Origin of the sequence: Paenibacillus sp. RS8, assembly GCF_041956825.1 — a bacterium.
GTDB lineage: Bacteria > Bacillota > Bacilli > Paenibacillales > Paenibacillaceae > Paenibacillus_AQ.
Window position 1 is genome coordinate 6,731,478 of the sequence record NZ_CP168131.1, and the last position, 24,970, is coordinate 6,756,447.

General features: G+C 43.5%; 24 protein-coding genes, 1 tRNA gene and 1 pseudogene. 14 read left to right on the forward strand and 12 right to left on the reverse strand.

The features are described from left to right. Positions 1 to 739 precede the first annotated feature (739 nt). A complete protein-coding gene (locus ACDZ28_RS31500) occupies positions 740 to 1,435 on the forward strand; it encodes a GntR family transcriptional regulator (RefSeq protein ID WP_375103661.1) in 696 nt (231 codons plus the stop codon). A gap of 243 nt (positions 1,436 to 1,678) precedes the next feature. Here the strand turns inward: ACDZ28_RS31500 and ACDZ28_RS31505 are convergent. Both ACDZ28_RS31505 and ACDZ28_RS31510 read right to left on the reverse strand, forming a co-directional pair. Continuing rightward, a pseudogene (locus ACDZ28_RS31505) lies at positions 1,679 to 2,900 on the reverse strand (IS256 family transposase). 115 nt (positions 2,901 to 3,015) lie between these two features. Next, the gene (locus ACDZ28_RS31510; protein WP_375103662.1) at positions 3,016 to 5,376 is read right to left on the reverse strand and encodes a glycoside hydrolase family 2 protein; all 2,361 of its coding nucleotides are present in this window, start codon (positions 5,374 to 5,376) and stop codon (positions 3,016 to 3,018) included. Positions 5,377 to 5,931: 555 nt separating this feature from the next. On the opposite strand from ACDZ28_RS31510, the gene ACDZ28_RS31515 reads away from it, so the two are divergent. The 6 genes from ACDZ28_RS31515 (at position 5,932) to ACDZ28_RS31540 (ending at position 9,203) form a co-directional block, all read left to right on the forward strand. Continuing rightward, positions 5,932 to 6,159, forward strand: a complete 228-nt coding sequence (locus ACDZ28_RS31515; RefSeq protein ID WP_375103663.1) for a transposase — start codon at positions 5,932 to 5,934, stop codon at positions 6,157 to 6,159. A 129-nt stretch (positions 6,160 to 6,288) separates the two neighbouring features. Next, the gene (locus tag ACDZ28_RS31520; RefSeq protein WP_375105451.1) at positions 6,289 to 6,492 is read left to right on the forward strand and encodes a hypothetical protein; all 204 of its coding nucleotides are present in this window, start codon (positions 6,289 to 6,291) and stop codon (positions 6,490 to 6,492) included. A 123-nt stretch (positions 6,493 to 6,615) separates the two neighbouring features. Beyond that, positions 6,616 to 6,813: a hypothetical protein gene (locus tag ACDZ28_RS31525; protein ID WP_375103664.1), complete on the forward strand. Its 198-nt coding sequence runs from the start codon at positions 6,616 to 6,618 to the stop codon at positions 6,811 to 6,813. Positions 6,814 to 7,593: 780 nt separating this feature from the next. Next, on the forward strand, positions 7,594 to 7,806 hold the full coding sequence (locus tag ACDZ28_RS31530; RefSeq protein WP_375103665.1) for a transposase: 213 nt from the start codon (positions 7,594 to 7,596) through the stop codon (positions 7,804 to 7,806). 42 nt (positions 7,807 to 7,848) lie between these two features. Further along, the gene (locus tag ACDZ28_RS31535; protein WP_375103666.1) at positions 7,849 to 8,052 is read left to right on the forward strand and encodes a hypothetical protein; all 204 of its coding nucleotides are present in this window, start codon (positions 7,849 to 7,851) and stop codon (positions 8,050 to 8,052) included. Positions 8,053 to 8,417: 365 nt separating this feature from the next. Continuing rightward, positions 8,418 to 9,203, forward strand: coding sequence for an IclR family transcriptional regulator (locus tag ACDZ28_RS31540; RefSeq protein ID WP_375103667.1), 786 nt, complete (start codon positions 8,418 to 8,420; stop codon positions 9,201 to 9,203). A 960-nt stretch (positions 9,204 to 10,163) separates the two neighbouring features. On the opposite strand, the gene ACDZ28_RS31545 is transcribed toward ACDZ28_RS31540, so the two are convergent. The 4 genes from ACDZ28_RS31545 to ACDZ28_RS31560 form a co-directional block, all read right to left on the reverse strand. After that, positions 10,164 to 11,009 (reverse strand): ketose-bisphosphate aldolase, encoded by an 846-nt coding sequence (locus ACDZ28_RS31545; protein ID WP_375103668.1) that lies wholly within the window; start codon positions 11,007 to 11,009, stop codon positions 10,164 to 10,166. A 26-nt stretch (positions 11,010 to 11,035) separates the two neighbouring features. Then, a complete protein-coding gene (locus ACDZ28_RS31550) occupies positions 11,036 to 11,263 on the reverse strand; it encodes a DUF4432 family protein (protein ID WP_375103669.1) in 228 nt (75 codons plus the stop codon). Between the two features lie 713 nt (positions 11,264 to 11,976). Beyond that, the gene (locus ACDZ28_RS31555) at positions 11,977 to 13,389 is read right to left on the reverse strand and encodes an L-fucose/L-arabinose isomerase family protein (protein ID WP_375103670.1); all 1,413 of its coding nucleotides are present in this window, start codon (positions 13,387 to 13,389) and stop codon (positions 11,977 to 11,979) included. A gap of 4 nt (positions 13,390 to 13,393) precedes the next feature. Further along, positions 13,394 to 14,899 carry an L-fuculokinase gene (locus tag ACDZ28_RS31560; RefSeq protein WP_375105452.1) on the reverse strand — a complete coding sequence of 502 codons (1,506 nt, stop codon included), beginning with the start codon at positions 14,897 to 14,899 and terminating at the stop codon, positions 13,394 to 13,396. Positions 14,900 to 15,030: 131 nt separating this feature from the next. Here ACDZ28_RS31560 and ACDZ28_RS31565 point away from each other — a divergent pair, with 131 nt between their 5' ends. The 5 genes from ACDZ28_RS31565 (at position 15,031) to ACDZ28_RS31585 (ending at position 19,521) form a co-directional block, all read left to right on the forward strand. After that, positions 15,031 to 15,864, forward strand: a complete 834-nt coding sequence (locus tag ACDZ28_RS31565; RefSeq protein WP_375105453.1) for a PocR ligand-binding domain-containing protein — start codon at positions 15,031 to 15,033, stop codon at positions 15,862 to 15,864. Between the two features lie 895 nt (positions 15,865 to 16,759). Further along, positions 16,760 to 17,152 (forward strand): sigma-70 family RNA polymerase sigma factor, encoded by a 393-nt coding sequence (locus ACDZ28_RS31570; protein ID WP_367620506.1) that lies wholly within the window; start codon positions 16,760 to 16,762, stop codon positions 17,150 to 17,152. A gap of 87 nt (positions 17,153 to 17,239) precedes the next feature. Continuing rightward, entirely contained in the window at positions 17,240 to 17,437 is a 198-nt protein-coding gene (locus tag ACDZ28_RS31575) for a helix-turn-helix domain-containing protein (RefSeq protein ID WP_301877880.1), read from the forward strand. Between the two features lie 615 nt (positions 17,438 to 18,052). Beyond that, positions 18,053 to 18,232 carry a helix-turn-helix domain-containing protein gene (locus ACDZ28_RS31580; protein WP_375105454.1) on the forward strand — a complete coding sequence of 60 codons (180 nt, stop codon included), beginning with the start codon at positions 18,053 to 18,055 and terminating at the stop codon, positions 18,230 to 18,232. 77 nt (positions 18,233 to 18,309) lie between these two features. Continuing rightward, positions 18,310 to 19,521 carry a tyrosine-type recombinase/integrase gene (locus ACDZ28_RS31585; protein WP_375103671.1) on the forward strand — a complete coding sequence of 404 codons (1,212 nt, stop codon included), beginning with the start codon at positions 18,310 to 18,312 and terminating at the stop codon, positions 19,519 to 19,521. A 169-nt stretch (positions 19,522 to 19,690) separates the two neighbouring features. Here the strand turns inward: ACDZ28_RS31585 and ACDZ28_RS31590 are convergent. The 3 genes from ACDZ28_RS31590 to ACDZ28_RS31600 form a co-directional block, all read right to left on the reverse strand. Then, positions 19,691 to 19,776: transfer RNA gene (locus ACDZ28_RS31590), tRNA-Leu, on the reverse strand. Between the two features lie 160 nt (positions 19,777 to 19,936). Next, positions 19,937 to 20,419 carry a hypothetical protein gene (locus tag ACDZ28_RS31595; RefSeq protein ID WP_076117207.1) on the reverse strand — a complete coding sequence of 161 codons (483 nt, stop codon included), beginning with the start codon at positions 20,417 to 20,419 and terminating at the stop codon, positions 19,937 to 19,939. 75 nt (positions 20,420 to 20,494) lie between these two features. Continuing rightward, positions 20,495 to 21,205 (reverse strand): M15 family metallopeptidase, encoded by a 711-nt coding sequence (locus tag ACDZ28_RS31600; RefSeq protein ID WP_375103672.1) that lies wholly within the window; start codon positions 21,203 to 21,205, stop codon positions 20,495 to 20,497. A 165-nt stretch (positions 21,206 to 21,370) separates the two neighbouring features. Between ACDZ28_RS31600 and ACDZ28_RS31605 the strand changes: the two genes are divergently transcribed. After that, positions 21,371 to 21,529 carry a hypothetical protein gene (locus ACDZ28_RS31605; RefSeq protein ID WP_197069706.1) on the forward strand — a complete coding sequence of 53 codons (159 nt, stop codon included), beginning with the start codon at positions 21,371 to 21,373 and terminating at the stop codon, positions 21,527 to 21,529. Between the two features lie 2 nt (positions 21,530 to 21,531). Here the strand turns inward: ACDZ28_RS31605 and ACDZ28_RS31610 are convergent, their stop codons facing one another. Next, the gene (locus ACDZ28_RS31610; RefSeq protein WP_042130171.1) at positions 21,532 to 21,867 is read right to left on the reverse strand and encodes a YolD-like family protein; all 336 of its coding nucleotides are present in this window, start codon (positions 21,865 to 21,867) and stop codon (positions 21,532 to 21,534) included. 379 nt (positions 21,868 to 22,246) lie between these two features. Further along, the gene (locus ACDZ28_RS31615) at positions 22,247 to 22,807 is read right to left on the reverse strand and encodes a hypothetical protein (RefSeq protein ID WP_042130173.1); all 561 of its coding nucleotides are present in this window, start codon (positions 22,805 to 22,807) and stop codon (positions 22,247 to 22,249) included. Between the two features lie 118 nt (positions 22,808 to 22,925). Here ACDZ28_RS31615 and ACDZ28_RS31620 point away from each other — a divergent pair, with 118 nt between their 5' ends. Next, entirely contained in the window at positions 22,926 to 23,414 is a 489-nt protein-coding gene (locus ACDZ28_RS31620; RefSeq protein WP_341114448.1) for a PH domain-containing protein, read from the forward strand. Positions 23,415 to 23,493: 79 nt separating this feature from the next. Here the strand turns inward: ACDZ28_RS31620 and ACDZ28_RS31625 are convergent, their stop codons facing one another. Further along, positions 23,494 to 24,969 (reverse strand): glycosyl hydrolase, encoded by a 1,476-nt coding sequence (locus ACDZ28_RS31625; protein ID WP_375103673.1) that lies wholly within the window; start codon positions 24,967 to 24,969, stop codon positions 23,494 to 23,496. Between the last annotated feature and the right edge of the window lies 1 nt (position 24,970).

The window sequence follows — 24,970 nt, forward strand, 5'->3', positions numbered from 1 at the left end:
GTTCTTTCACAAGTCGCTATACCTTCTAATGATTGACGAGATACCCGCCTCCCGTAAAGCTGTTTCATTCGGGGGTCCCCGAAGTAGGGATGATCCATGTGAATGGCTAACATCTACTCTTTGATTTCGTGATCTCGTAAATGAGCGTCTTTTCGTAGTGACCCACTCACTCGCCACTTGTAGTACTGGCTCTAGGGATTCCGGCAATGGATAACAGACGTGTCACGCGGTGCTGGTGGCGTAGTCCCTCGATTATTCGGTAGTTGTCCTGTGGACTGGGGCAACCTCCCGGACCAGATTGGGATAACGCTTTTTTAGATAATCCACCTGAGCTTTCAGGTAATCTTGTTCCTCTTCGACACTGGCGAACTTCGTGCGTGGACGTCCTTTAAGGGGACTGCTGCTTCCCTTACGAGTGTCGTAGGCCTGGCCGGCCTTGTACTTCTTCACCCATTCCTGTGGAGACTAATTCCTGTCGAACGAACCCGACAAAGGGTTTTGACGGCAACAATGACAAGAAACCATCTGCTGTTGGTTAAGGAATTAATCACTTCCTTCTTGTCGTCTTGTCTTTCTTGAATTAAGTGTTCTCCACGACGAGGACTACGCAAGTTCTGGCAGTTGTGTACAAACACATACTTTGAATCTTTAAAATAGTGGTGTTCTAATATACTTGTTAATTTACTCATTTTTATGTATGCTAAAAATGATATTTATTAAAAAATAGAAAGGAATAATTATGCCTAGAGTAAGAGGGAATACTGTAGATATTGCAGTACAAAAAATATTGCGTAAAATTGAGAATTATGAATTAGTAACGGGAGATATTGTATCAGATTTAGAGTTGTCTAAAGAATTTGAAATGAGCAGAACTCCATTGAGAGAAGCAATTATGATTTTATTAGATAATGGCATACTTGAAAGAACTAAAACAAAAGTTGTTGTAAGAGCTATTACTTTAAAAGATATCAATGAAATTTTAGAAGTTCGTGAGGCAATTGAACTAAAGAGTATTGAAATTATAGTTAATAATAAAGGTTTAACAAAAGCTCAATTAAAAGAATTAAATCAAATCCAAGAAAAATTATGCGAAAATACAAATAACGGAGATTTCGATACATTTTTTGAAGCGGATTCTAGGTTTCATGAAAAAATCGCAGAATATTCTGGTAATGAGCGGTTTTTAGATATTTGTAAACGAATTTATCTTCAGAGCCAACGACTACGTTGGATAACTATGCTTACTCCTTCACGTTATACAGAAACATGTGAAGAACATCAATTAATTATAGATACATTGACTAAGTTAGATTTGAATGCTGCTATAAATGCAATTAAATCACATTTATTGAACAGCAAAATTAATTATGAAGACATCATAAATAATAAACAATGGAATAAGATTGCTCAGCAGATGAAGAATATGCGTCTGTAACTTAAAGTACGAGATAATTAAAGAAATAATATGTGACATATTTTTTTGGTCATAACCTGACTAGTTGGCGTCCAAAGCCTCTAAGAGTGAACCCTCCTAATAATCTCAAACAGGGAAAGGGATAAACATACGAAAGTGCATGTTCATCCCTACATTTATGCAACCTCCTCATTTTCCACGGGTCTGTCAATAATTTTGTGTAAACTCTTTAAAGCACAGATTCCCCCGAGGGGGAAAACAATTCTATCGTAGATGGTGACCCACCCGAGCTGGGAAAAAGACCGAAAGCTGGAGCAGCATTTGTCCCCAATTTTGGACACAGCCTGTCCATTTGCGAGTGACGTCGACGGTGGCTAGATAGAGCATTTTAAGCAAGGTCTCGTCAGTGGGGAAAATACTTTTTCCCTTTGTCACTTTACGCAGCTGGCGGTGGTAACTCTCAATCATATTCGTCGTGTAGATAAGTTTACGGATCTCAGGCGGGTACTTAAAAAAGGTAGCGAGTTCCTCCCAATTATTCCGCTAGGAACGGATAATAAGTGGATACTTGGCTCCCCACATCTCTTCAAAACGGTCGAGTTCAAGCAAGACACCTTCTTCCGTAGCTGCCTTGTAAATGGGCTTTAAATCGGCGGTAACCTTCTTAATATCTTTGTAGGAAACGTAGCGTGTAGAGCTACGAATTTGGTGAATAATACACTTCTGAATTTCGGTTTGCGGATAGCAGGGCGCAATCGCTTGAGAGAACCCAGAGAGCTTATCCACGCAGATGATGAGAATGTCTTGAACCCCGCGATTTCTCAACTCATTCAGCACACTCAGCCAGAACTTGGAGGACTCGTTCTCACCAATCCACATGCCCAGCGCATCCTTGTTTCCGTCCAGATCGATGCCAATGACCATGTAGGCAGCCTTGTTGATAAATGGCCCCGTCTTGCTTGACTTTAAAGTGGATCGCATCTAGATAGACTACTGCATAGACGCCTTGCAGAGGGCGATTTTGCCATTCTTTAAAGAGAGGAACGATCTTGTTCGTAACATTAGAAATGAGCGTAGGTGAGACGTCAATTCCGTACATTTGGTGAAGATGATCCTGGATTTCTCTTGTGCTGACGCCTTTGGCATACAGAGCTACGATTTGCTCTTCGATGCCCGTTACATTCGATTGATGCTTCTTGACGACCAGAGGCTCAAACTCCCCAAGACGGTCCCGTGGAATACCAATTTTCTGCTCTCCGTACTCGCTGACCACCGTTTTTCGGCTCTTTCCATTACGACTGTTTGGAGTCAGTTTTGTCTTTACTTCATGCTTGCCATAGCCCAAATGGGTATCCATTTCTGCTTCTAGCATCTCCTGAATCGTTTCGGCAAACAGATCCTTTAAGGCATTCTGAGCATCTTGTGCAGAGACTAAATTATTCTCCTTGATAAACTCCCGCAATTGCTGTTTTGTCCAAAGTCCCATGTGTTCTCCCCGGCTAATGCTCATTTTAACGCAAAAATGAGGTTAACCAGACTTAGCTGGCTAAACTCATAATACGAATATATTTTACAGACACTTTACCATCCGTTAACCGAAATTATTCCAGCTCCCAGAGATCCGTATTATAGCGATAGTAGCTGCTGCCAAATTCATTCCGCTTCTTCTCGCTTTCGTCTAGGTGCTTATTGCATATACGCTTCGCCTCAGCCAGATCACCAATGAGCAATTTATACTCGTTTCTAGCCAGAAAACTATCGCCTTGCTTCAATATTAGTGAGACCGTAAACTCTCCTACGACATTTTCATCAACCTTCCATGCAATATCGCTTAATTTTGAAGAGCTATTCGGAGCAACCTGTGTGGCTACCTTTCCACTCTGAACAACTTCGCCTTTATGACTTTGAAGCGTCCACTCCAGCACCGTGTTCTCAAACGCTTCATGGAAGTCGTTGACGATCCACAATTCTCCTTGGAACATCTCCTCAGGTTTCCATCTTCTCTTCGGGAAAGCCAAGCTTGGTAGAATCGGCTGATAGCTTGTCTTGACAAAGTCGAAGCTCAGCTTCTTCAATCCGTAGTAATCAACAAGCCCCCACTTGATATCCGGCCAATTAGTTATGAAATGACAGAGTGACACGCCGCTCATACGCGGCTTCCGTCTACGGTACATTTCCAGTGCGAATTGCAGAATCGTACCATGTGCAATCTGTGTCGATTTTACGAATTGCTCCAGCGAATCCATTCGCTTATCCCCAAACACCTCAATATTCAGTCCTTGGAGAATATGAATATCCGCCCAGTGATAGCCCCAGCTTGGTCCCATGGGCCATAGTTCGCTCTCCGGAATAAATTTCTTAAGGCTTTCGATTGAAGGCGCTGAGGCAGCTGTTAATTCAGGAATAATCGAGCAATCGAGCGATGGGTAATACTCCTCCATGAAGCTTCGACCGCCACCGTAATAATGCTCATTGGCATGTTGGGACTCCTTGGGCTTAAAGCCCATACTTTGACCGAACTCATTGCTAAGCGGGGATGCTAATCCGTAAGGCACCGAGGTATACCCTTCAATCGCTACTCCGATCGCTTCCATTAGCCCCTTATTGCCGCTCTCTACATGTGCGTCCGTAAAGAATACTTCTTCTCCACCCATCCAATAAATATTCGATGGATGATTGCGGCGAAGTTTCACGATTTCAACACACTCTCGCGACGCAGATTCTACAAATACAGGATCGTCGGAAAAGGCTTGGGTAGAGAATGTGAAGTTCGTCCATACCGTAATCCCAAGCTCATCGCATAGGCGATAGAAGGTAGGAATTTCTGGCGGATGCCAGCCGAAGATTCGCAAATTGTTAATGTTGCAATCCTTCACAAGCGTCAGCAGATGCTCATACTTCTTCGTGCTGTTCCTTCCATATAAGAAAGATGGCTGTCCCCCCCAGCATGCAGAGCGCAGGAACTGGCGTTTGCTATTGATAACAAATGTCCATGGATATTCGGATTCCTCCGGCGTGAAGCCCGGATTCTGCTCCATATGAACCGTCCGGATACCGATTCTGTCCTCCACACGATCGAGCTCCATACCATTCTTCAGGACTGTAATTTCAATATTGTATAGATGAGGCGTCCCCATGTCCCACGGCCACCACAGCTTAGCATCCGCAATCTCTACACTAACCTTCGCGTTACTCGTGCCGGATTCAATAATAGTCTCCAATGTACGATTGATTGTCTCCGAGGTGAAGTTGTGACCGTTCATTGCAATTTGAAGCTGAACAGTCTGATTCTCAGGAGTCATATTGTGAAGCTCTATCTGCACATGTACAGTTGCGCCTGAATCCTTTAGGTCCGATTCGATACGATGATTGAGAACGCGCACAGCCTCTGTTGCAACTAGACGAACCGGTCGCCATATACCAAAAGGTACTAATCCAGTGAAATAATCGCCGGAGAAGTTCACCTTCTTGCCACCGACTTTGCGGAAGTTTTTCGGAGGAGGATCGAGCTTAATCGTAAGCTGATTCGAACCGCCAGCCCACTTGTCAAAATTCAAATACTCACTAACTTCGAAGGAGAACGGCGAGAACATACCTTCATGACTGCCTAACAGATTTCCATTCAGCCAAATAGTACAGCTATAGTCGACGCCTTCAAAGTCTAAATGAACCTTCTTGCCCTTCATCTCTTCTGAAACGTTGAACCTCCGAATGTACCACCATTCGTATTCCTGCACCCATTTCGCCTTATGCATATTTCTTCCGAAATAAGGATCCTCTAATTCGCCCGCCCTCTGAAGGTCGGTGTACACATCCCCTGGAACAGATGCGTAATTCCAACTGAAAATAACGCCTTGACGCTCTGCTGGAAGGAGATGAAACCCCTCGCGTTCCCCTTCGCCTACTCTCATTTTCTCCATCTGCCAGAGCTTTCCGCTTAAATCCTTTACAACTCTCGACATTCTATAACCTCCAGTACTATGAATTTATAATAATAGAAGAACAAGAGTCATTTTCAAGATTTCAGAACGATGTTCCATTTTTTTGAGTATACAATTGGAGGGGTTATACGTCAACGTATTCTCTATTAATCTTCCTAACACAGCTCTCAGATTGAATTGGAAGTCAAGTTGTTTCTCATTCTGCTGATACTTGTTCATCAGCTTAGGGACTACATGAGTTTGAGCGATCGTTCATTCCCGTTTTGTATTTGAGCATTTTGCATCCTGGTTGCACAAGGGGGTTCTGAGCATAAAAAAGGACTTCACCCCAACTTGGAGAAGTTTTTTGGTGACTAAACCAAAACACTCAAGAGGAGGAAGCCCCTTTTGTATATTCTCCAAGAAAGTCTATTTTCCTTTGAAGAGCTTCAAAAAATCGAATCCGAAGAACGACTGCCCATCTTTTTCAGTGCATTGGACTTACGACCTTACGCCAAAGAATTGAGAAATCTTTCGCCCCGATGATCGGAGGGACACTGTCGACAAGGTATTCTTCGCGCGTTACTTGCGGCTCCCTTGGAGAACATCGATACGTTCACCGGTCTTGCACGCAGACTGGAGCTTGACCTTCGTTTTCGTTATCAATGTGGACTTCGGCTGGACATCTCTGCTCCTTCCATTTCGACGTTAAGCCGAGTTTTTGCCGAACTGACTCATAAAAGCTTGCCCGGCAGTTATTTGAGGACCTTGTGGTCCAAGTGCCAAGAAGCTTGGAATCATCGACGGAACTCATGTAGCTATTGATAGCGCAGCTATTCACGCTTACGAGAAAAAGGGACCCAAGCGAAAAAGTGAACTCACTGGCAACGCCAACTGGGGTCAAAGTTTGATACCTTTGGCAACAAAGTCAAATGGTTTGGTTACAAGTTACATCTGGTCGTAGATACCAAAAGTGAACTTCTAATGGCGCTCAAGGTGACGCCTGCCCATGTGAACGATGGAGACAAAGGGCCTGCGCTCATGATGCTTACCAATGCAAGATCTAAAGCAAAATTCTTCATGCTGGATACGGGCTATGACCAAATAAAAACTACGAGTCGGCCCGGAACGTCAAGGCCCAAGCTATCATTCTACTGAATCTGCGGAATGAAAAGGAAGCGCCAGCAGGAATTACCCGCAAAGGCACGCCCTGTTGTTCCATGGGATTTCCCATGACGTATTGGAGACAGGAAAAGGTACATTTAAAATTCCGTTGTCCACATGCGACAGGTCAAGTGGATTGTCCTTTGGGCACGGCTGCTTGTTCGTCCTCCAATTATGGAATGGTGGTTAAAATCAACAGTCAAACGGATCTCCGGCGTTATGCTCTGCCACATCGGGAAAGCCGAGGCTGGAAGGAACTTTTCAATAAACGAACCAGTGTGGAACGATGCAATTCTCGAATTAAGACCTAATTAACCGCAGACCAACTCCATGTATTGGAGATTCAAAAAGTCACTACCCACCAATATTTAAAGGCGATTGTGTTACTTGCCTCTGCTCTGGCCATCGCGAGGCAACGAGTACAGAACGCCGCTTAAAAATTTCAGATTCATTGAAATTCTGTCCGCCTGCCCATTTGCAACCCAAAACTCAAAAAATGGAGCTTTGGATGTTGGCCTGACTATGATTTTGTATCGAAAATTGAATTATGCAAAATGCCCAATTATATTCATTCATACTGTGAAGAAGCTTATCTTTTGTGAAATCGAGACAAATCTCTCCTGCAGAAGTTTCATTTAAGATAGGACTGGTCACTAAACAACTTCCATAAATATTCGCTACAGTTCTTACCACGAAGATTTCATATGACAATATTCGATAATGGCACGCGAACGAGGCAACTTCCCCTCTACCCACATAATATTGAACCTTCAAATTTATCTCATACTAATGGTTCACAATACAGGCTGGCATCTTATCCTAGCCGAAAGAGCCTCATATTTTACTTTATGCTCAATCATTTGGCAGATCGCTCTTCTGCAGATGCCTACAGTATAAATCTTACCAATACCCTCACTGCCGTTCTCCAGTACAATAGTGACGGCTATCAATCCCGGTGCCAATGAAGTCCATACTTCTTATGCCCCTTTTGCTCCGCCAAAGTCACAAGGTAACTGTCGGTATTGGTCCTGTATGCAAACCATAAACCTTAAAAATGCGTAAGAGTAGGTATAATGAGACGATACGAAATACGTGATGACCAACGGAAACAGATCAAAGGCCCGCTGCCCCCCCGGTACAAAAACCACAAGGAGGGTGTCTCCCCGAAAAACCAACGTATTAAATAAACGCAATGCTTTGGGTCTTACGAACAGGGGACCATGGCGGAATTTACCGGAATACTATAGTTCCTGGCCTACATTTTACAGCCGTTTTCGCCGCTGGCAAATCACCGGCATTTGGGATTGAATACAAGAACATGTCTCAATTGAACCCAACTTTGAAATTAGTATGATTAATGCGACGATCATCTATGTCCATCAGCATGGAGCGGGTGCAAACGATAAGCCTTCATCAGGCGTAGGGCGATCCCAAGGCGGGATCAACGACCAAATTCAAGCGGATGTCGATGTCTTGGGCAATCCTCTGCGCTTTGTGCTGCTCGGCGGTCTGTGCCACAACTCTGTAGCGGCTACGAGATGCTTAGCCAAATGAATTAATGAAAATGCATGTGTTGGCCGATCGTGCTTACGAAACTAACCGAATCCTTTAACTCCTAAAGGTACAATCTGCCGTGCTGGTGATTTCTGCTAGAAAACTGCTGAAGGCAACGGGAAAGGGATAAAGAAATATATATCGAACGCCATCTCATTAGTTGTTATTTCAATAAAGTGAAGCATAATCACCGATTGGGAACCCGCTATGATAAGTTGAAATTTACATTTAAGGCACTTTTAATGCTCGCTTCGATTTTGGTGTGGCTCGCTTAGGTTTTACATACACGTCCTAATGAGTTTGACTGATATCAAATCATTAGTTAATATGACGAAATAGAGATATAATGAAAGAAGGGGCTTCCTTTGAGCATTGAAAAGAATAAAACGAACTCTACGTTAGAACGTGCACTATTCCTACTTGAGCATCTCTCATTAATAAAGGGGGGAGTCGGAATCGGCGAATTGTCGAAAACAACTCACCTCGCTAAAAGTACGACACATCGCATATTAGAAACACTGCAGAAAGCGGGATTTGTTATGCAGGAGCCTTCTACAGAGAAATATTTCGTGGGACTAAAAGCCATCGAAGTCGGTATCGCAGGACTTCATAACATTGATCTGGTGGAAGCTGCAATACCCCATCTGCAAGAACTCGCTGCTCAAACGGGCCAAACCTCATTCCTCGCTGTATATTCTGAAGGCGAGATCATCTATATCTATAAGGTAGATGGAAGCGCCTCAGTTATTATGAAAGCCATTCTTGGCTCAAGGAACCCCGTTCATTGTACAGGTCTCGGGAAAGCCATAATGGCTTACTTTTCAAATGAAACTGTCGATAAGATCGTCAGCGAGAAGGGGTTGCAGCAATACACTGCAACTACGATTACGGATCATCAGCAGTTCCTGCAGGAACTCAACGAAATCAGACAGACTGGCATTGCTGTCAATCGTGAGGAATACGACGATGGTTTGAGCTCCATTGCTGGACCTGTGTTTAATTATACGGGTAAAGTGATTGCAGCCATCAGCGTGGCGGGGCCAACCGCTCGAATACTCGAAAAGCAGGATGAACTGAAAGCACTCGTCAAGGAGAACTCCTCTCTAATTTCCAAACGGCTAGGCTTTGTTCCTTCCATGCATTCCATCTAAATCTCTTAATTTCCAGAATCGACACACTAGATTATTGACAGCGTCCTTGTTACTTCCACTCATAAAAGAGGATCTATTGTAGAGATCCCGGCCAACCTTTTTTTGCATAATAATATTAAAAATCCCTAATTGAATGTAAAAACAAGGTCGCCTTTACATGGACATTATGACCTAGCCCCTGCGGACTGCGTTCCGCATCCTCTTTCCGATATGGCTCAGCAGCCTCTAGCGACGGATTCATGATGACAGCCCAGGGCTAGATCTCGAAATTAATGCCGTCATGAACATATTGATTCGTATTCTTCACCGATCCGTCTGTCAACATAAGTTTAGCTAATGGATTTGATTATCAGAAAGCGATTGAAAAGTACGGTGTCTTATCAGCAATTTACGCATGGGTTCGGAAATATCAAGCTGGCAGTGAGGAACCTCATCAGGGCAATTATGATCGCAAAAAGCCTATATAAGAACTTGAGGAGCATGAACATCTTAAGCTACGGCTTAAAGAGCTGGAAGCGTGAAATGAATTAGTCACCTAATGAATACTGACGAGCATCAAAACGAAAACACCTCAGCTCTGGTAATGCGAGCTGAGGTGTCAAACTAACTATTTTTGTTTTTACACTATCCACTTAACAGGGAGGACTTCAGGGTCACTCCGGTCGTCTGAATCTTTATTTCACTGTTATTAAGTTAAAACCTCTCTCTGAGCAAGTTCCTGAACTTCGCTCAGAACCTGCCAGGGTCAGGGATAGGTGTCTTCGTCCAAGAGCATCTACTGAACGCACAAATTCGCTTTTGGAAAACAAGCGGATGTCCGGTAAATTCCCGAGCAGGTCGATACGCGTATCCTTTTTATTTTCGTACAATTTTCAATAATAAGTTCGAGAGAGTATCTCCATTAGAATTACTCATGTGATATACAATAAAAATCAAAAAAGAACAACACCACCCCATTTTTTAGATCTTGCAGAACACCTTCATGGCTTTACCGATATCAGCCTTCATCCCATTTATGGCAGAAATTGTAATATCATGATAAAAATCAACTTTTTGTTTTTTCAACAGCTCTTCTACGCTTTGCACACCGGATCTGGCCATATAAGAGTAATAATTAATCTTCCGGATTCCCTTGCCAATCGCCTTGGTGTAGTCCTCCGGACTTACCCCCGAACCGCCGTGCATAACCAAAGGAATTCTTACCAAATCTCTAATTTTTTCGATACGCTCAAAATCCAACTTTGGTTTCGTCTTATAGAACCCATGTGCGGTACCGAAAGATGCGGCCAGAGCATCAATCCCAGTTTCCTTGACGAAGCAGTCCGCCAAATTGGGATCGGTGTACAAATCTTCCATTGACGCACCCATATCGCTCCCCCCCGCTTCACGACCGCCTATAATCCCGATTTCCGCTTCCACGCTTGCTTGATATACCTTTGCCAGTCGAACGGCTTCAACGGTATTTCGAACGTTTTCTTCATAAGAAAGAAGAGAACCGTCATACATAACGGATGTAAAGCCCAGCTTCAATGCCTTTTCCACATAGTCCAGATCTTCCCCATGATCCAAGTGAACGCATACGGGGACCGTCGCCATCTTGGCAAAATGTAGCATGATCGGTCCGATTTTCTCGATGGGCATAAAAGCTTCATGTACTTGGGCATGGCTGATGATCACCGGCACATTCAACTTCTCCGCCATTTCAATAACAGCCATGATACACTCTAGATTAGGGGTGTTAACGGCTCCGACGGCGTAATCTTGTTCCTCTGCCAATATTAATATATCTTTCAATGAGACCAACATGTACTTGCCTCCTTCAAGGTATCCCACTATTGAATGCCATCGATCATACCAGTCTTCATGTGATATGTGACAGATTCTCCTGGGCTGATAAACTTCAGGGTATTCTCTCTTCGCATCGCTTCCCTGCCATCCGGATGACAGTTTCGGGGCTCGAATCCCAGAACGTAATCCTTCACCCCAAACATTTTCGACTGAACAAAATAATTTAATGTCCTTATACCGACTAAGCCTTTCTGGGAGCGTTTTTTATTCAAAATTAAATTTATGGTAACAACATCGCTATTCGTAATGGACCTTGATCTCCTAAATCGGGTTCTAGGTCTATATGCCCTGTTGGGGTGATCGTTCCTTGGGGTAATGCCTATGGATTAAATAAATATATACATTTCCTCGCTCAGCAAGAATAACATATGTTCATGTATTACAGAATTATTAAGAGAGAGACCCAATCACCGCTTTTTTCAGTACGGTCCTCAATTAAGACTCTGTTCACCAGTTTCGAGCACGCGATCTTCCTGCATAGCCTGAGCTTCTTCGCAATGAATCCCTTCTGATTCACGGTCTCATGGATGATGATCTCTCCTTCCTATGCCACACAGTAGATCTGCTCCGCAGGCCTATTGCTTAAGGTTCTCTATGCAAGGGCAATGCCGCTTCTTCATCTTCACAAGGAGATCCGACAGTTAATCCACAGATCTTCAGAATCCCGCTGTGAAGGATTTAACAAAACCTGCTCTTTTATTGTCATAATAAGAGGGCGTCACGTAACCGCTAGGTGAGAAATAGGCATAGTTATCCGCTTAAAAAACAACTAAGAAATATCAGCCTCTTGTCAACGATAGGAAAATGGAGGCCTAGCTTTCGTACTTCAGACACATTCCGTCACCTTGCCTCTCAACAGCCGATATTCCTTTTCTCCGCTTATTTGGGATTGGTATCCGATGTAGGCACGGTTACAGCCACATCCTTATCGCTCCAATTCTAGAATTTCATAGCCCAAATAATACTTGAAAGCTTCATACAGGACCGATTTATAATGTCCTACCCCAACCGCTGTATGATGCCTAAAGCCGCCACGACCCATAGTCAGCAGTTTATTCTGCAAATCTGGAATCTGCGCGACCCCGGCACAGCCAAAGAATCTGTCTTCAATAATATCGTTAGTGAACTCTCCTTCATCCACATAGAAGGTAAGCATTCCATCCTCCGTAATACAGTTGGAATACGTCATTGGGAAGGATCTAATTCGTCCCTCGTTGCTCCCCCAACCGCAGCCCGGAGCTGTTTTCGCGACCATTTTATGATCCGTTACCGTGCCTTTTCCCTTCATTAAGCTCTGGGCTACGGGGCCGCAGTGGAACAAGATCGCTTTATCCGAATCATCCCCGTAGTTATTGTTCCAGTCGAGGCACGCAGCCGGCTCTTCCGCCGCAAGCTGCAAGGAATACATGTTAATGGCGGTACAAATATCGATTTCACAAGAAGCCACAATACCTCTTTCATTCAGTTCACTTAGGATCACACAAGGTGTGACACCCAAGATGCTTTGCAACTCGGTCCAACAACGAATCGAAAGGGCTTGTAGATGATATTCGGCAATGTAGTCGTCCAAAACAACACTAATTTTTGCGATTATCGTGAGCTTGTCATCGGGAACGTTGCTGCAGTCCGAATAATTGAGTAGAATCAACCGCTTTGCCACAACCTCCGGCCGCTCATCCTTCATACACTGGACACGATGGATCAGCTCCGACAGGTCGAAGGTTTCCACCGTAATCCCATACTTCTGTAAGGTGATCTCGTCAAATCGGACAGTCTTAAACTCGGTGGTCCGAGCTCCAAAGCAGCCGATCGTAAACTTCCTCATTCCGTTAACGACTCTGCAGACCGCTGCAAAATCCCGAACATTCTGCGCGAAGGCTTCCGTGGACGGATGGACGACATGCGGCTTCAACGCAGTAAAGGGTACCCGGTATTGACGGAAGACATCCAAAATGCTGAACTTGCCGCAATAGGCGTCTCTCCGTTGATCAAACCCCATCTTGCCTATTTCGTCCGGATAGGCTTGGATCAGGATCGGCTTCCCGCATTCCTCCAAGGCCAAAACGGCCCCGTTCTCATTGCTAAAGTTAGGCATAGAGAGAATCACACCATCATACTGCCCCTCGTGTTCTTTCAGCCACTGGGCATAGATTCTTCCTTCTTCCCTCGTTTCAACGGATCCGTACCGGGTTGCTTTCTCATCCATTATGATGAATTCGTATCCGGCGTCAGTCACTGCCTTGGACACTTCCGTTCTTGCTTCCAAAGCCAGCGATTCCGGCATAAAGCCTCGGTTTCCGAAAAATAGTGCAAATTTAGTCTTCTTTTTGGTTATCATAAACTTAAACCTCCTGATCCACAGTCATGACACTCTTGACGGCTTCATAACATTTTTTGTATTTGTTGTACCATTTATTGTAGTGCTCATGTTTCCCCGAATCCGGAGTATAAGTATGCCTTACCTTGACATAGACGGATTCCGCATCTTCCAATGAGCTGTAAATTCCACATGCTACCCCTGCCAACATGATGCAACCCAAAGTACCAGATTGCGCAGCACCCAAAGAAACAATCGGCCTGTTCAGAATGTCAGCCTTCATCTGGAGCCAGATGTGCGACAAGGCTCCCCCGCCTGTTGCCAGAAGGGTATGGATCTCTATCCCCGCCTCCGATAATCGTTCCAAATTTAAGGCCATTTCGAAAGTTACACCTTCCATCAACGCTTGATAAATTTCCCGGCTTGTTGTTTCGGTGGTCAATCCAAAGATGGCGCCTCTTGATTCCGGATCCGTATATGGTGTCCCTGCTCCCGAGAAGTGAGGTAACACTAGCAGTCCTGAAGGCTTCGAAGCATCGACTTCACTATTGAACACTTCATAGGGGTTATCACCTTGCTTTCGGGCTTCATTTGCTTCGCAATAAGCCAGGTTATCGCGGTACCATTTCAGTAAGGCTCCTCCCGTTAACGAGTACGCATAGGTCACGTAACGACTGTTCAGGAAGGGAACAATGGCATAGCCTCCTTTATACAGAGATTCCTTCACGATTTCCTGTCCCAGTACGGGGGTGATGCACTCTACGGTTCCCGTGCCGTCAACAGCCATGCCTGGTTGGTAGGCCCCCGTGCCAATCGCTGCTGCGATCTGGTCGTGGCAGCCGGATACAATCATTGCTTCGGGATGAATCCCCAACTCCTCCGCCAACGAGCTTAGAATCTTGCCCGCGATGCTTCCGATCGGAACAGGAACCGGAAATAAGTTGGGTTCAATTCCAGCAAATGTAAGTATTTCATGGTTCCATTCCAGGGAATTAATATCGAGAGCCATTGTTCGGCTAGCCAAAGAGTAATCAATTTGCCTGACACCGCTCAACATATATACGATGAAATCTGCGAATAAACAGATGGCCCTGGCTTCCTTAACTAACTCAGGGTTATGCTCAGCGAAGTACATTAACTTCGGTAGGCTATACATCGGGGTTGGTGCTAATCCGGTGCTTTGGTTCAAATATTGTCTGCCAAAATGTCGGATCAAGCGGTCGCATTGTTCCTTTCCATAAGGAGCAGCATACAACATGGAAGGAGCCATGGGCACCATCTGTTGATCTAGCCATATTGCTGCTTCACCAAATGATGTGACTCCTATTGCATCTAACAGTTCATTCGCTTGTTTGGCTGCTTCCTGCAAGACAGACTTTGTGTACTGCCATATCAATGATGCATCCAACAAGTGTTTATTAGACGGCGCACTGCAGTATTCCTTGTAGACCTCGCTAAGCAGTTGTCCTTTTTGGTCATACACGGTACATTTACATCCAGTTGTTCCAATATCGATCCCTGCAATCGCTATTTATCCCACCTCCATAAAATAGAAAAGTTGACTTTTCAATATTGATCTTATCATTTGCTCCGTGTACAATAATAGTAATTTCTATCCCCAATAATAGTAATTTTGTTTTAGGAGATGATCCCTTGGGTCTGATGTTCAACCTTGCAGATCTTAAAGATCTGCTGAGCGATTTCTATACATTGACGAAAATTCGTACAGGCATTTTTGATGACTCGTTTCATGAATTGGTCGTTTATCCGCCGCGACATTCCACGTACTGCCACCTGATTCGTAGCGATCCCCGTGCGGAAGCAGCCTGTATCCAGTGTGATCAACAAGCCATTATACGTTGTAAAAAAGAACAGAGTATGTACACGTACCATTGTCACGCGGGGCTTGCAGAAACCCTAGTACCCATCAAGGCGGATCATCTGGTGATCGGGTATATGATGTTCGGACAGGTGCTTCATAGTGATTCGCGGGAAGAACTCTGGCAAACTATCCGTTCCGGTTTAAGCAACTATAACTTGGATCAAGACGCAATATACACTGCCTATCAGTGCATGAAGAACATCTCAAGAGACGTCATAGAGGCCTATGCCAGAACCATGGAAATGAGCGCCAGCTACCTCTATCTATCCAGGAAGTTGGTCTTGAAAAAGGATCCATTGGCACAAGAAATCGATAATTACATTAATAATCATATTCGGAGTAACCTGTCGGTACCTGCTCTATGTGGAAAATTCAGCATTAGCAAATCCCGTCTGTACAAGCTATCAGAGCAAAGCTTCGGAATGGGAATCGCAGAGCACATCCGGAGGGTAAGAGTTCAACGTTCCAAAAAGCTGCTGGGAGATACGGATATGTCCATTTACCAAATTGCAGACCTGGTGGGCATCCCGGATTACAACTACTTTACCAAAGTGTTCAAACGCGAGACTGGTATGATTCCAACTGCCTACCGAAGGGAATATTCCTTCCATTAAGCAACTACATGAACAGCATCTCCATGTGAAAATAATCGCCGATAAAAGCGTTAAATGAGCTCTTTCAAAAAGAAGGTCTCGCAACTTGATCCGGGCCGAAGGCATACACCATAGCTTAAGCTTCGCAAAACAGTGGTCTCCGGGATCCACAATCTCCAAGAAAAGAAAAGTACCGGCACTTGAAGTAAGCGGACAGCAGCCCCCCTTGGAGGGAGCACTTAAATCGTTTCCTGTGTCTTGCTGGATGTGATGTGCAACATATACTGGATATTGTGTGGAAATATTGGAACTTGCTCATAGCCCGGCCATAAGGCAGTAGAAGAGGCATCCCCTATTTACAATCTGATGCTAAATCCCCAAAAGATTGAAGGAGAGTTGATCCTCACCCCTCAACAACTGTACCTTCCCAAAATCCAGCTCTATATCAATCAAAATTCTGGACTATTTCGGCATCTTGTATTCGGGTATAGCCTCGCTTTAATTCCGTACAGAGCCACTGCATTTGCACACGAACGTCATCTGCCGTCTCAGACGAGAAATAGACCGATTGATTCTAAAATGCAAAAATCTGAATAGTATTTCGTATGTAAGCCAAATTAATTAAAACGCGGTTCGCCGAACTCAACACGCGAAATTATAAAAACATTAATAAGAATATTTATTTCGGCTATTAGGATTATCATTTTAGGAACAGCAAAGGGGCATCTCCAGATGGGAGAGCACTGAAAAAGTCGTTGTTTTGTTGCCACGAGCAACAGAACAACGACTTTTTTGTCATTAGTGAAGGAGCCGCGGCTCCTTTCTAAGAAACATTCACTTTAGCGATCCAGCTTTATTTTTTAATTGAAATGGTTTCCTATTTGTAAAATACTTCCCATTTAATACCTGAGAGGAGGTGTTTAAAATTAATAGTGCTCACAATAGAACTCGTATTGCAGTTGAAAAGGGCTTCAGTAGTTATGTAAAGTCCTGTCTTCGTCATGCAAGCCGTGATTTTTTCAAAAAACTATATTATGAATCTGCACCATTAAAACCATTTGATGAAACTTCATCTGATTTGTACATCACTTTAAATATCTTTGACAGCCCCTTTGTACATGCAGTCGAATATGCTTCCCTATTTCAAGCTATACAAAAATTGAGTCCCACAGAAAAAAAGGTATTGTATATGAAATTTTATAAAGATATGACGGACCAGGAGATCGCTAGTACTTTCGGTGTAACTAGACAAGCTATAACTAAATCAAAATTACTTTTATTGGTCAGGCTTAGAAGATATATGGACTAAAGGGCCTGAATCTATAAAAAACCGCTCTCCTCCTAATCTTTACTTAAATTAATATCAATTTAGACAAGGAGAATAGGAGATGAGTATATGCGTGAAGTGCTAGAATTAATTCAATTAGCTCAAAATGGAGACCATCAAGCTATAGAGGATCTTATCGCAAGGTATGAACCACTAATTAATAAATATTCCCGTGATCAAGGCGAGATAAATGAGGATTGTAAACAACAATTGATTATAGAGTTTATTCTAGCTATTCGACGATTCGATCTTAACCGATACAAATAAAAATAATCTGGGTTTTAGAATTATCTATAACTCGGATTATTCTCAAAAAAAAAAGCGAAGATAGTTTCTTTTTCCACTCTTATGTACTATTTATATTGCAGAAGACATTAACTGTCTTCGATGAAGTGAATATCGCTCCTTGAAAATTATATAACTTATTTCAAGTACATTCCTTTTGCATCTGTTACAGCAGAAGCGACATAGCAGAAGAGTATAGTCAAGGATTTCTTGATTATACAAAATAGAACTGACTTCTTCTGGCTAAAATCTATTTCGTGGTGAAATTGATTCGCCATAATCTGCAAAAGGGATAATGATACTTCTGCCCGGCCAACGTTACTGTAGTGGGGGCAGCCTGCTCGGATGAGGGGGAGTCTCTGCGGAAAATCAGAGCTATGTGCCGCATAACCATCGGCAACTTGAGATATATATTCCCAAACTCATTTCCAGTTTATTTATATGCACTTAATGAATTACCCCTAGATCCCTTAAAAAAGTAAGTTGGTCAGAATGGAGATGAATATTATGAACCAAACTACTCTTTTGACCTTAGATGAAATTGAGACGTATGATCCCTTATTTCGAAAATATCCAGATGTAGTAAATGTTTCGGAAATGTGTGAAATGCTTGGTGGCATAAGCACCAAGACTGCTTATAAGTTACTTCAAGATAATAAAATCAGACATTTCAAAATTGGGCGAATTTATAAAATCCCAAAAATAAATATCCTTCTATACCTTAATCTTTTTTCATGTACCACTACTACAACTCCCTTATCCACTTTGCCACATTGAATCACCTTTTCCAAACGTGTTATAATTAATACGTCAATGGTAGGATCAATGCGGGCTGCTATGAAGGAGGTTTTTTCATGGTAGCAGGCCACCTACAAGAAAAAAAAGGTCTTTTTTATATGGTCTTGAATTGCAAAGATAAGGAAGGTAAGAGAAAACCAAAATGGATTCCTACTGGACTTACGGTGAAAGGAAACAAAAAACGAGCAGAAGCATTGCTATTAGAGACAAGGAGGGAATTTACTCTTCTTTTAAATGCTAACGAGAAAGAACTGATAGTTGAAGAAATTATCAAAGAAATGCCAGCCGAAGAGCCAGTCGATCAGGGCCCCCTATTTTCTGTCTTCATGCTTCAGTGGCTAGCAATGATGAAACATCAGGTTGAATTTATCACCTATGCTTCGTACCACAATGTCATTACTAATCATATCGTTCCTTACTTCGAAGAAAAAGGGTTACTTCTCAAAGAATTATTACCAAGTCACATACAAGATTACTATCAGTATGAGTTAGAGGAAAATGGAATGACAACCAATACGGTTCTCCATTATCACGCTAATATTCGCAAAGCGCTAAAGTATGCGCTTAAAAATGATTTAATTAACACTAATCCGGCAGATAAGATTGAAAGACCAAAGAAAAATGATTTTGTAGGGAGTTTTTACAACAAGCAAGAGACTAATATTCTGTTTGAAAAAGTTAAAGGCGAACTGATAGAGCTAGCAGTCATTCTTGCCGCTTTTTATGGATTGCGGCGAAGTGAAGTAGTTGGGTTGAAATGGACAGCTATAAATTTTGAAAACAAAACGATTAGTATTAGGCATACTGTAACTCCCGTTTATTTTGAAGGTCAGGAACACATCATTGAAAAGGACCGGGCTAAAAACAAACCAAGTCGCCGCACCTTACCTCTTGTACCTGCCTTTGAGGAATTACTGCTGCGTATTCGTGAGCTTCAAGCTCTCAATAAATCCATATGTGGTAAATCCTACTGCACTGATTACGAGGAGTATATCTATCTGGATAAGTTGGGACAACGAATTAAACCTGGCTATATCACACAGAACTTCACTAGAACTCTTAAAAAGAAAGGTCTTCGTCATATTCGCTATCACGACCTGCGTCATAGTTGTGCAAGCCTCCTACTCGCTAATGGAGTCAGTATGAAAGAAATTCAGGAATGGCTGGGACACAGCAACTATTCTACAACGGCCAACATTTATTCTCATCTTGAGTACAGTTCCAAAGTATCTTCGGCATCAACAATGAGTGGTGTTTTGGTCTTTTAATAAAAAAAGATCGCACTACCCTCAATAATTTATGAGAGTTAAGCGATCTTCTCCTCGTTCTCTCCTTCGGAGAAAGGAGAGAACTGCAGGAGAGAACTCGATAAAAAGTTCTCTCCCAAGCTGTTTCAAAAACAAAGGTTTTCCGGAAAAAACCCTTCTAAATCAAGGATGCCGAGGACGGGGGTCGAACCCGTACGGTACTCACGTACCGCAGGATTTTAAGTCCTGTGCGTCTGCCTGTTCCGCCACCCCGGCATATTATGTGTTGTTGCTTCATACGATGTTTACGTATAACGCGACAAGAAATATAATATCATGAATTTCGATAACACGCAATCCCTTTTTGAAAAATAATTTATCACAATAAAAATAACCCGTTCCAGCGTGTGCCGACACGGGTTATTAGGCATGTCGATTATCTGCGTTCGTCACTTCTGCTTCTCATTCCGACAAGACCCAAGAGTCCAAACAATCCGAGCCAGCCCCAGTTAGACCCTCTGCTGGTAGTCCCAGTATTCGTAGTTGTGCTGGTTGCCCGATATCTACCGTCCGTTGTAGTGTTGGATAGTGGAGTTACCGTATTTCTGTTGTAGTTATCCCGGGTGTAATTTTCTGTATTGTAATTATTGTTGTGATAGTTGTTACGATTGTAATTTTCCCCTGTGCGGATCTTATCTCTCATAATGCTCTCATGCTGATTCATCGTTCCCGTGGTGCCGTTCATTAGATTGCCTTCCGTATTCATCATCCGAGTGTTATTCACGGTACCATCCATGCCCGTATTCGCGTTTGGGATACCACCTAAAGCTGCCGACCCGATTGGATTAGCGTAACTAGCTCCCATTACACTCAGTGACAGTACAGTGCAGCATGCAAGGCTTGTTATCAGCTTGTTCACAACGTATGCCTCCCTTTATAGTTAGTGATCACTGATAATTTCCCCTTGGATGGCACTGTCTATACATAAATGGATCTACTCTTTTACTACATTCACCGTCTTACTCGCAGCATCATACGTAACCTTTGCTCCAAGCGCCTCAGCCAGAGCACGCACGGGTACATATGTTACGCCGGTATCAAGAACACCATCCGTAAGTTTAGTACCGTTTAAGGTTATCGTTACTTTAACGTCTTTGTTCACCTGGTCATCCTCCCCGATTATCCTTTTTAAAGCTTCATTGACCTGATCCGTTGTAGGACGTTTACCTGCGCGAAGTTGACTTGTGGTTAAACCGAAGGTCATCTGCAAGTGGGAATAATCTTTAAAAGACGTCCAGTCTCCTCCCCATTCAAGCCCCAGCTGTTTGCCCACCTGTACCACCTCTTGCCAGTCCGCTATTTTATCTTTATCCCCATCACGATTCATATCCCAGGATAGACTATTTCCGTCCGGCAGCAAAAGCGCAAAATCAAACGCAAGGCCATAATTGTGATAGCTGGTTCCACCCTTGGCGTTAGTAACTATTGGCCCCGGCTTACTTCTCCCCTGTGCGTACAAGGCATTTTGTTCTGCGATCGAGCGTAATCCCTGGGTAATCACAATCGGCACTCCTTTGGCATAGCTTTGCTGAATCAAAGCCTTCGCTCCTGCTGCCAAAACAGGATGAAGCCCAACAAGACGCGCCGTCGATTTATCCCTTACTTGTTCCAAAGTCAGCATAGAATCACCCCTTGCTATAATCAATGATCCCGACTCCCCATTCGCTTGTACTAATAACCCTTTCTTATATTTTAAAAAAAGACCCCGGTATCCCCGAGATCTAACCTGAAAGGTAGCTATTCACGGCTTCTCCACCTTGGATCATTTCCACAAAAAAGGGCAAAATATTAGCGAAAGGTGGGAACACATATGGACATTCATAGCGATAGCTATAGAGTTGCTGCACTCAGCGAACAGGATGAAGCACTCGAAATTATTCGGAATGCCGAAGCTTCTATTGCACATCTAACCGGCAACCCAACCGTAACTCTAATTGCTTATGAAAAAAATGAAGGCAGCAATTCTTAGCATTAGACGATGTAAACCTCAACAAGGTCATCCACATTGATCCACTTCCATTCCTCCGCCCACTGCAGCTTAAACTCACGCGAGTGGGTGTGAATGGAGGTCACAAAACCACTTATTGTCGTATTCTCAAAGGGGTCAAACAACACAACAGTCACACGCACATGACTTCGTAACGATAAGGCTAGTGTACATTCGATTTCCTCCAGCTTCTGCTCATCCAGAATAGGCTTAATGCGTCGTAGCGTCTCCCGTTCATCCCTAATAATTCTTACCTTGTGCTCCGGCAGCATCATCCGACTGCTTTCCCACAGTCCGTTTTTCTCCAGCTTTTTGCCCATGGTAACCCCTCCCTAATATCTATACTATCCTATATATACGAACGTATGTTTGTATTATATCCATACCTTCGCTGAATAATCAATAATCAGGAAAAAGATACCACTTTTCTATCTTCCTCTTTATCTAAAAGTTGTATAATAATACATATCTGATCGAGAGGAGCTTTCCACTTGAAAAAAAATACTGCACTTCTCATCCTAATCCCTGCGTTATTCCTGTGCACATACCCCCTCGTATATCAAAGTAATACACTCTCAGACCTTACAAAAGGAATTGTAGCTGGCTTATTTATAGGATTGGCCGTGTTACCTCTACTTAAGCTCAAAATCGCAGCAAAAAGACGCTGACAGTTAAACTGTACAGCGTCTACATTCCGATCTATTCTTTAACGTTCTCTGACTCAGTGGTGGACTGACCATCGGCATCGATAAGCCCTGTTGCTTCTCTTGCTTCATTAAGCTTGGATATGCCGTACAGCATCGCTACATCAGCGTTCTGATTCAATTCCTGGAACTGCTCAGCAGTGACCTCTGTGGAATCAGCACCTTGAGAAGCTTGTTCTTTTAGAGCATAAGCACTTTGAAAAGCAATTTTGGACTCCTCAAGCAGCTTACGAATATCTTCAGGCAAGCTAGAGGAGATCTTCACCTTTTCAGCCTGATTAGATAGGTCTGTTGCAGTTTTCTGGAATTCGTTAATCTTCTTCTCTAGCTGCCTGTCCGAAAGCTCTCCTGCTGAATAACCAGCGATGGCTTCGTTGAACTCCGCTAAAGATGATTTTCCTAATTCCTCAAGTTTAGACATTTCATTGTAGAAGTTTTGCACGGTCTCCTGCACTTCTTCCTCTGAGGCAGGCGCCGATGAAGTTGAATTATTATTGCTGCAGGCGCTAAGGATGACAGTCAACATTAGCGTTCCTATTAGTAACACTTTTTTCATTTATTTATCCCTCCACTTAACAGAATAATGTCGCTTTGTGTAAAGTGCAAATGAAATTTATGTAAAATGACTATTATGTTATAATTATTTCAATTGTAATTAGGGAAGGAGAGTTTTTATGCCTTATTGCACAACCTGCGGTTCAGAATATAAGCAGGGCGTGAAATTTTGTGGAGAATGTGGATCTAGCATTGACGGCACCGCTCCAGTGACCGCCCGGCGTCCATCAGCAAATCTAAACGCTACTCAAGAAGTCGTACTCTGGAAAGGTAAACCGGCTAGCATCTCGGATCGCCTCAAAGGAATCGTACGCCTAAACACGACTACGTACACCATTACAAGCCAGCGCATTATGGTAAAGACCGGACTTATCGGTAAAAATGTCGAAGAAATTGAATTACTGCGCGTACGCGATTTATCCGTAGCACAATCTATCATGGACCGGATGCTCGGCATTGGTTCATTAACTGTATTTTCTGATGATGCCTCAGCGCCTCAGCTTCTTTTCCGAAAAATCCATGATGCCCAAACCGTCAAAGATGTTCTGCGCAAAGCCGTTCGAGACGAGAAGATCGCCAACAACATTAGCTACCGCGAACAAATCTAAGTTGGTTTTTAAGTTAAAAAAAGCCCCGAAATCCGGGGCTTTTTTTTGCTTACGTTTCGACGCTCAAAGCAGATATTTTTTATGGAAGATAGAACGTACTTGCTGGAATAATCCCCTTTGGCTGGCTAGGGCTTTCCCATTGCAATACAATCCGCGCGTCCCCCTCATTCTCATAGTATTCCACTTTTACTTCGTGCAGCTTGCCTGCAATCAGATTCACACTACCTTTTCGCTCCTGTCCACTCTGCTTCACCCAACTGTCAATGATTAACCCTCCATCAATCCACACCCGTACCCCGTCATCAGAGGAGGAGTAAATGGTATAAGTCTCACTATAAGCTGCCGTCAGCTTACCGCTCCAACGTATAGAGAAAGCATCGACACGAATGGCTGGATCGGGTGAACCCTGTTTCCATGAAAATTGGATGTTCGCATCAGTTCGCGTCAACGCAGGAGTCCCGCTAAGGGTCATATTATTGAAATATTGCCCCCATAGCCCGCTTTGCAGCACACTATCTCCTTTAGCAGCCACAATCGCTGCCTCAGCAGCATATTCATCTCGTGTGAATACAAAGCTGTCGTTCATAAAGGCTCTAATCACCGCATCGGTGTTTTTCTCATAAAGAAGCTTGCCCCAGGTCATTTGATAAGACCAATTCGGCTGCGATTTAGCCAGTAGTGTAGGAGAAGGAAGCTCTCCGTTCTCTCCAATCGCGATCAGCTTTCCTCGGCCAAGATCCCATAGACTATCATAGTGACTTCCCTTGAAATCGCCGTCATAGATGTCTAGCGCCAGTACATCTACTTTGTCACCGCTCGGATAGTATTCCGCAGGCTCATCACACCATTGATTTTTGGCGTTTGGGCTCCATACCCACAATAAATTATGCAGCTTATGATAGCTGGTAAAACGGTCAAACATAAGGTTCCAGAGTTCTACGTAATTGCTCTTCTGCCCCCACCAGAACCATCCACCATTCATTTCATGATACGGCCGCCAGAGCACGGGAACGCCTGCATCATTAAGTTTTTTTAAAGACAGGGCTATCTTATCCAGATCAGCGATCAGTGCGTTATACTGAGTCGTACCCGGAGTTATATATTTGTCAAAATCAGCGTTGCTTATGCTCGTAGATACATTAGCCCAAGCCGGCGCTGTCCCTGGCAACTGGGCGTGATAACTAATCGTTACGATTCCACCGGCTTTATACCAACGAATAGCACTGCTAACAACCCAATCCCGCTGATTGTCTATTAGCGCCGCCGTTTGATTATTGATTGCTCCCAGCTCATAACCGTGAAGGGCGGCGTATTGCCCGCTAGTATTTTTCAGCTTCCCATTGAACTCATCCGCGCTCTCCAAATAATCATGTTGTCCACTAATCCATCCTTTTCCTTGCAAAAAATAAAGGGTATTCAACAATTTCTGAGCAGAGGTTACCGTTTCCGAATCCGCCGGAGTCATTTGCAATTTACGATATGCTATTTGCCACTGAACATCGTTCACAAACCTCGATGCCGAATCAACCATATTTCGAAGGTTGCGCTGTTCCATC